This window comes from Oleiphilus sp. HI0061 (assembly GCF_001635675.1).
Map to the genome: position 1 here is coordinate 1 of NZ_LWFE01000513.1, position 1,037 is coordinate 1,037.

A 1,037-nucleotide genomic window follows, 5' to 3' on the forward strand; every position below is an offset into this window, starting at 1 on the left:
TCCTCCTTAACCCCAACACTAATCTTTATTGTTAATGGCGTTTCCTTGCTAACTGCAGAACATTCCCAAGCTTCAATACTGTTATTTACCAAATTAAGACAAGCCCCTACCAAGGCATCTTTATTGCATAAGACTTCAGCATTAGACGCTTCTATATCCCACTCGCTCTCAACACTTGCGGCATCCATCACTGGAACGGCTGCAAGCTTAAGCGCGAGTATGAAATCATTTAGCGGCATACGTTCAACTAAGCGCTCATCTCCTTTCGCGAAGATAAGCATATCCCTAATCTGATGTTCCAAATGCGTTAAACGAGACATTACTTTTTCCGACAAGTCCACGCGCATCGATTCATCTAATTCAGGCTGACAAAGGTGGCCCGCATACAACATTGCTGTAGATAAGGGCGTACGAATCTGATGAGCAAGGCTAGCAACCATCTTACCCAAAGAGCTCAAACGTTCGGCCCTGCTTACTTGCTCCTGCAACAATCTTGTTTCAGTCAGATCACTAAGGAGTACCAGCTGACCCGGCCCGGATGACATAGAACGAGTTTCAATTTTCACTCTTCGGCCATCTTTTAAAGAAACCTCGTGTCCATCATCGTGCTTTGGCGAAAAACTTCTCGCAATAACATCGACCCAGGCCAAACCTTTCAGCGGTTCGCCAAGTAGATCCATTGCCGCAGGATTACATTCTGTGACTAAACCTTTTTCATCTAGAACAACAACACCTGCCGGAAGCACCTCCAACAAGGTAGACAAGCGATTAGCTAGGTCTTCTTTTTCCTTGCGCTGTGCTTGCTTTTGACTTTCTTCAAGTGAAAGATCACTCTTGAGTTGACTAACCTTGTTCTCAAGGTTTCGGTATGATGAGGTTAATTGCGAAGACAAGTGGTCAAACAAGGACAAAGCTTCTTCGACTTTCTGCTCACCGTTATCTTGAGTAGAGTCAATTTGTCCCTGAAATTTGAATGCAGCATTACCCTCTATTGAAGTGCTGCCAGAACTATCATGCGCAACGCGCGAAACACGTGC

General features: G+C 44.9%; 1 protein-coding gene. It reads right to left on the bottom strand.

Going from position 1 to position 1,037, the window contains the following annotated elements:
* The coding region (locus A3735_RS06785) for a PAS domain-containing sensor histidine kinase (RefSeq protein ID WP_068637808.1) at window positions 1-1,037 on the bottom strand (1,037 nt) is incomplete at both ends.